Here is a 6,020-nt window from a genome sequence, read left to right on the forward strand (position 1 = left end):
CCTCGCATCGTATCTACAAGGTCTTCAAGCGTTGCTAAAATTGACATTTTTTTAATCCCCTCGATTCCCAACGTCTGATTTAAACTAAGCTAGATTCGTGCCAGATCTGTCTTGGCAGGGAGGTGCTAAAAGCCCTTTAGAATGGACTTGAAAGCAATCGTGTAAGACGGACTGATAGAGAGAATCTACAAAATGGTATGCCTACATGTAGGTTTACCTTCGAGTTTGTAGAATGTTTCTGGTGCAAAGAGGGCCGAGGGGCTCACGCACCGGTCTTAAGGGGAGAAGTGTTATGCCTAATGGAAAATTACAATCAGCGGTGTGCATCGCGGTAACTGGTGTCGTTTTGGGACTGGGTTTAGCAGGTATGATTTCTATGCCAGTGGGTGCAGGGATTGGTCTTGTAGGTGGAGTGTTCGCGGGCCTTATTGGGTAGGTCACTGCCGCGTCTTAAAGAAATTGTTTTGAGAGATGAGAATCGAAGCAGGGGCCTTCACCCTCCGGGGGAGGAGAGTGAAGGCGGCAATTCGACTGGGGTATGGCCAGCGTCGCTTCCGGCCATGGAGGGGAAAGGTTGGGGGGAACCTAAGAACCCAGTCGAACCACGCTTCGAGTCCGGACCTGGAGGATCCGGACACATTCTATTTGCCTCCTTTGGGGGGGCCGATTTAATTATCGGCAAACTGCACCGATTGGTTGCTTGAAAATGTAGGCCTCTGTCCTACATTTGTGATCTTGGTTATAAAAATGCCCTAAACAGGTGCTTTAAATTCAGACCAATCACTCATTATTAACGTATTGGCTCTGGGCTGAGCTACTCTCAACTCTTCTCTAAAGTGCTGATTCGAGGCGATATATGGCCTTAACTGTCTTTCTAAACTTTTTGTATCGCCGCTTGGATTGGAGTTTTGATCTTGCTGGATTTTTTTCTAAATCACGCGAGGCTTGCAGGCTCTTTTCCCTATCCAGCGTTTAAGCAAACCATAAACCGCCGACGCCATGGTTTATTCTAGGCGCTGAATGTTTGATCTCGGTAATGCCTTGTAAGACGACCCGCTTCTTCCTTTTCCTGCCTAACGCGCCTGTCGTAAGGTGACCTCCACGGGATTAAAGAAAAGGGTAGAGCAATGTCATTTGAAGCAGATGTAGCGATTGTAAGTGGTGCGGCCAGCGGAATGGGCGGCCTTTATGCGCGTAAGCTCCTCCAGGCCGGTGCCAAAGTAGGCGCCCTGGATATGGGTGAAGACGGCTTAAAGAAGCTTCAAAGTGAGTTTCCTGATCAGGTTTTACCCGTGGTGGTAGATATCAGCGACGCTGATGCTGTGACCCAAGCGGTGGCTCAGGTACGCGAAAAGTGGGGCTTCATCGACTTTGTTGTCCACGCAGCCGGCATTATGCCCACGGCAGAAATTATTTCAGATGAGCCGAACCGCATGCGTAAAATTATGCGAGTGAATTATGAAGGCACGCTCAATGTGGTGATGGAAACGGTGCCGCATATGGCGAAAGAAAATCGCGGTACCTTCATTGGTTTTGGTTCAATGGCTGGGTATGCGCCCACGCCGCACTTTGGTGCTTATTGTGCCAGTAAAGCTGCTGTGAACTCTTTCCTGGAGATTTTGGATAAAGAGCTACGTCACACCAATGTGAATATTCATCTCGTTTGTCCGCCCATGGTCAACACGCCTCTCGTCAATCAAGCAGTGGAAACGTCAAATCCCAAATCGCTACAAGAAGCTCTCGACCGCAAAATGCTAGCGGATCCAGAAGACATCGTTATGTCGATTGATAAGGGTGTTCATAAAGGTGTCTTTCAAATTATGCCTGGCCTTGCCAAAGCGCTTTATTTTTTGCGACGCTTCACACCGTCATTTCTTTGGTGGCTTATCCTCAAATCAGAGTATGGCGGTGAGGCATGAGCACTGAATATAAATGCATCCCTTTCGAACTCGATTACTACGAGTCGGCGCCTCAGAGGTTTGTTTATGAGCGAACGATTGAATGTTCTCCTGAGGAACTCTTCGACATATTCGAAGACGAGCATTCTTGGCCGGTGTGGGGCACAGGTATTGCCAAAGTAGATTGGACCAGTCCCAAGCCCTATCAGGTTGGCACCACGCGCACTGTTACCTTCCAGGGCGGCGGTATGGAGGTTTATGAAACCTTCATCGCTTGGGAGCGGGGTCAGCACATGGCTTTTTGCTTTACGGGTACCACGCAAGAGGTCTGGACAAGCTTCGGTGAGAACTATGTTGTGAAGGACTTGGGCGATGGAAGGTGTCATCTAACCTGGACTGTGGCCTACACGCCGTGCTCGGTATTCAAGATGATTCACCCACTGGTGAAGCCTGTGATGAAGTTTTGGTTGGGCATGTTGGCTAATAACCTCGGTAAATACGTCAATCGTAAGAAGCTCTCCTAGACTCCCTAAGTTGTTGAAATCGCGAACCTTCACTCTGCTGCGTCAGGGCGGGCGATCCTGAATTTTGCCGTTCGGACAAAATAGACGCAACCTAAGGACTTTATGTGCCGATACATGTCACAATAAACTTTAAGTCTTAAAGGAGCGCACCATGCCAGGCAGTATCGGAGGAGTTGGAGGACCGGGACCCATCTTTACAGATGTGAATCAGCCCGATGAATCCCATGTGGTTGTCCCTGGGGAAACCGCTACTATTTCGTTAGATGCGGGCGACCACCGCTCACAGCGTTGGAAAGTTCTCAACCAGCCAGAAGGCTTGAAGATTCGCGAACATATGGAACGCGACCCAACCATGCCATCGGGCGTGAAGACCGTTTACAGCTTGGTTGCCGATGAATCTCTATCTGGCCGCGCTTGCGTGGTGGACTTTGGCCTGATGCGCCGAGGCGAAGAGCAGCCAGCTTCTCGCTATTCAGCCGAGCTTTTTGTCTACGCCTAAGTCTTTGCTTTTCCCCGTTGATACCATGAATCCTGGCGATATCTTTCCGCAGGGCTCAACTCTATGCTAGCCATCGTATTCAGGAGGAGTGCTTGTGAATCGAGGCCAGGGCGCACAGCTTTGTACCAGTTGCCGTAAGCTTGTTTCGGCGGACGAAAAGGTCTGCCACCACTGCGGTGCCGTGAATCCCACGCTCTGGGGTTTTGGCCGCTCACTGCGCAAACTCTTTGGCGGCGAAGTTGATATCAGCAAAATCCTGATTGGGGTTTGCATTACACTTTACGCCGTGACCCTTTTGTTCGATCCGGTGGCAGCTTTCAGCGCTTCTGGTGGGCTGATGAATATGGGTTCTCCAGATTACAAAGGACTTTACCTTTTCGGGATGACCGGCAGTGTGGCGTGGAGCTGCGGGCATTTCTGGACACTCCTGACCGCGAATTTTCTTCACGGCAGCCTTTTGCACCTCCTATTTAATGTGATGTGGATGCGCAGCTTAGGCGAAATGGCCACCTCTCTCTTAGGGCCCGCTCGATTCTTCATCGTCTTTATCCTTACCGGGGTAGGCGGCTTTCTAACCTCTGTAATCTTCAGCCCTGCACCTACCATGGGCGCAAGTGCCGCCATTTTTGGTCTCATGGGCGTTCTGATTGGTTTCGGGAGACGCCGCGGTGGCGAACTTGGCAGCACGCTCAATCAGCAAATGCTGATGTGGGCCGGAATCGGTTTGGTCTTTGGTTTATCGGTACCAAATGTGAACAACTACGCTCACGTGGGTGGATTTATCACCGGCCTGGGCATGGCCTGGCTTCTGCCGAAGCGCGAAGGCCAAACTCAGGGTCGTGGTGTGATGCTTTTGGCTTTTGTGCTGGCGGTGTTAACCGTCGCAAGCTTCGGTTTATCCATCACCAATATGTGGTCGCCCGTCTTCGAGGGCGGGAATGTGTGTACTCGCTAAGAGCTTTTTAGAGCCCGTCTAAGCAAGACATGTATTCTGAGCTTGATTCCCAGGCACATCCGCCACCTGCGCCATAATTGCCGCATTGAGACTGCTCTAAACAAGCATATTCCGGGAGATATTCACACGTGGTAATCACGTTGGGGTTGGCTGAGCAAACTTGGCTGCTGCAACCACCTACGTAGCAAGCTGGGGTTTCCATGGCTTCGCTGCTGGTGACTTCAAGTCGTGTATGGGTGTTTAAGCCAATGGTTTGAACCCGTACCCAGGCTTGAACTTTGATCCAAGCGCCGTTTACGAAGGGGCAGTTACTCTCGTAATTGCACTCGTTGCCGTTACAGCTAAGTCCGGTCAGTGTGATGGCTGAGCTGTTTTCAGGCTGGAATACCAAAGAAGCGTTGCAATTGTTGCAGCATGGATTTGCAGGACCGCAAAACATCTTGGTGCACATTGGGAAGCCGACCGTGGCCTGAGCATTAATCTCAACCATTTGATTTGCCCAAGTTGATGGATTGGCAGCAAGTTGCTCTAGAGTAATCTCTGGCACATCTGGAGAAGTGCTCTCCCAGCTACAGGTGTTATTTTCACACGCCCATGAACCTACGGTGGACACGTGAAGAAGGTTCGCACAATCGGAATCTGCAGTGCTTTGAGATTCACAATAGTCTACTGCTTGGCATGTACCAGGTAGGTCTGTTGGAAGTTGAGTACCTTTGCATACGAGTTCATCTTGGCATGGGTGCGCTGGTGTAATGGTGTGACCGCCGCAGCTGTCGCCGAGCTGACCGTGACCCCAAGCGTAATCCACATCTGCAAATCCCCACTGGTAACCGAATACTTTCATGGTGAGCGTGCGGGGTAGGGTACCTGAGATACGGATGTCTTCCTGGCCCCAATCTCCATTACGACCATTGTAACCACTGTAGGTAATCTGAAGGCCATCATACTGAATGGTTTGCTGATTCGGTCCGTTTAGGAGGCCGTGGTTGCCGTTGCTGTCCCAGGCAATGATTTTGGTTTCGCCGTCGAAGAGTTGAATATCAACATCGCGGCCCTCTTGGGCTTTGAGGGAGATATCGATGTTGGTTTTTCCGGCAGGGATATCACCAACGGTAACGACCATATCTTGAGCAATCCACTGTGCGAATGAGCCGTTACCGGCGTCGATGCAGTCTTCCGGTGCAGTGAAGCTGTAATTAACGACGGCTTCACCGGGACGATAACCAAATGCACTCATGGTGAGTGGGCGGTTGGTTTCACCGTTGATGCGAATCCACTCGTGGCCGAGGTCTGTCCCGTTGCCGTTGTAACCACTGTAGCAGTACTCAACGTTTTGGTAGATGGTGCAATCTTGGCTGGCACCATTGAGGTTGCCATTTGGCCAAGAGATGATTTGATGTCCCGTTTCGGTGTCGATGAGTCTTACGTCAACGTCTTCAGGGCTTTGGAGCTGAATTTCCACGTTGGCTTTACCCGCTGGAATCTCGCCCACGGTAACATCGGTATAATACTCGATGAATTGCTCAAACTCGCCGTTGCCGCTTGAGCAGGTTTCACCCCATTCAAATCCTTCGGCTTGTGCAGATATTGTTATCATTTGAGCCGCACATAAAGCAGCTCCTATTAAAATTGCTCGGTTCATTTCCCGTATCCCCTGTTGCAGAAGAGCATTTACGAGCGGCTCTTCGATCGCGCGCCACCTATAGAGAGCGTGGGCGACTTACAACCCCCGAATGGGTAAAAACGGTCTCAAATTTGTAATATAACGCATTTTTTTACCCAAAGGTTCAACCCATAAAATCGCGCCGATAATTGGCTAAATGTCCTGAAAAGCGTTGTTATGGGCAAAGTTGAAGATCTCGATAGGATGTTAGGGGAGAGAAGCGATGCGGCACCAGATGAACGTGGATCAGTCACTGCTTGAGCAGACTATGGACCAGGCGAGTACGGCACCGAATGCCGGACTCACCCGGCGTGTGACCCGTTCTGTTATCATGGAGCTCAAGAAGCAGGTGGTTGGTGTGCACTCCTTCCGTGTTCAAATTTCCTCGCATCTACCGGGTGTGGATCCGACCAGTGAACGGGCAATCTTCAATCATTATGGACGAATTCCGGTGCAAGGGCGCGCAATGACACCCTATGAG

Annotated in this window: 7 protein-coding genes; 6 read left to right on the forward strand and 1 reads right to left on the reverse strand. The window is 50.6% G+C overall.

Features of this window, described 5'->3' with window-relative positions; all coding sequences use genetic code 11:
* The first annotated feature begins 292 nt into the window (after positions 1 to 292).
* The 5 genes from HOK28_02400 (at position 293) to HOK28_02420 (ending at position 3,876) form a co-directional block, all read left to right on the forward strand.
* Complete coding sequence (locus HOK28_02400) at positions 293 to 436, forward strand: hypothetical protein (GenBank protein MBT6431912.1); 144 nt, start codon at positions 293 to 295, stop codon at positions 434 to 436.
* 691 nt (positions 437 to 1,127) lie between these two features.
* A complete protein-coding gene (locus tag HOK28_02405; protein MBT6431913.1) occupies positions 1,128 to 1,919 on the forward strand; it encodes an SDR family oxidoreductase in 792 nt (263 codons plus the stop codon).
* Positions 1,916 to 2,422, forward strand: coding sequence for an SRPBCC family protein (locus HOK28_02410; protein ID MBT6431914.1), 507 nt, complete (start codon positions 1,916 to 1,918; stop codon positions 2,420 to 2,422). Before HOK28_02405 ends, HOK28_02410 begins: the two co-directional genes overlap by 4 nt.
* A 151-nt stretch (positions 2,423 to 2,573) precedes the next feature.
* Entirely contained in the window at positions 2,574 to 2,921 is a 348-nt protein-coding gene (locus HOK28_02415) for a hypothetical protein (protein ID MBT6431915.1), read from the forward strand.
* Positions 2,922 to 3,015: 94 nt separating this feature from the next.
* Positions 3,016 to 3,876, forward strand: coding sequence for a rhomboid family intramembrane serine protease (locus HOK28_02420; protein MBT6431916.1), 861 nt, complete (start codon positions 3,016 to 3,018; stop codon positions 3,874 to 3,876).
* Positions 3,877 to 3,883: 7 nt separating this feature from the next.
* On the opposite strand, the gene HOK28_02425 is transcribed toward HOK28_02420, so the two are convergent.
* Positions 3,884 to 5,518, reverse strand: a complete 1,635-nt coding sequence (locus HOK28_02425; GenBank protein MBT6431917.1) for a hypothetical protein — start codon at positions 5,516 to 5,518, stop codon at positions 3,884 to 3,886.
* A 244-nt stretch (positions 5,519 to 5,762) separates the two neighbouring features.
* Here HOK28_02425 and HOK28_02430 point away from each other — a divergent pair.
* Positions 5,763 to 6,020 (forward strand): hypothetical protein (locus HOK28_02430; GenBank protein ID MBT6431918.1); only part of this gene is annotated, 258 nt, incomplete at its 3' end.

Source organism: Deltaproteobacteria bacterium (assembly GCA_018668695.1).
Lineage (GTDB): Bacteria > Myxococcota > XYA12-FULL-58-9 > XYA12-FULL-58-9 > JABJBS01 > JABJBS01.

Bases quoted from the DNA above. Each gene is read 5' to 3' on its own strand.
- HOK28_02410 (MBT6431914.1), top strand. From the start codon at position 1,916: ATGAGCACTGAATATAAATGCATCCCTTTCGAACTCGATTACTACGAG.
- HOK28_02425 (MBT6431917.1), bottom strand. From the start codon at position 5,518: ATGAACCGAGCAATTTTAATAGGAGCTGCTTTATGTGCGGCTCAAATG.
- HOK28_02405 (MBT6431913.1), top strand. From the start codon at position 1,128: ATGTCATTTGAAGCAGATGTAGCGATTGTAAGTGGTGCGGCCAGCGGA.
- HOK28_02415 (MBT6431915.1), top strand. From the start codon at position 2,574: ATGCCAGGCAGTATCGGAGGAGTTGGAGGACCGGGACCCATCTTTACA.
- HOK28_02400 (MBT6431912.1), top strand. From the start codon at position 293: ATGCCTAATGGAAAATTACAATCAGCGGTGTGCATCGCGGTAACTGGT.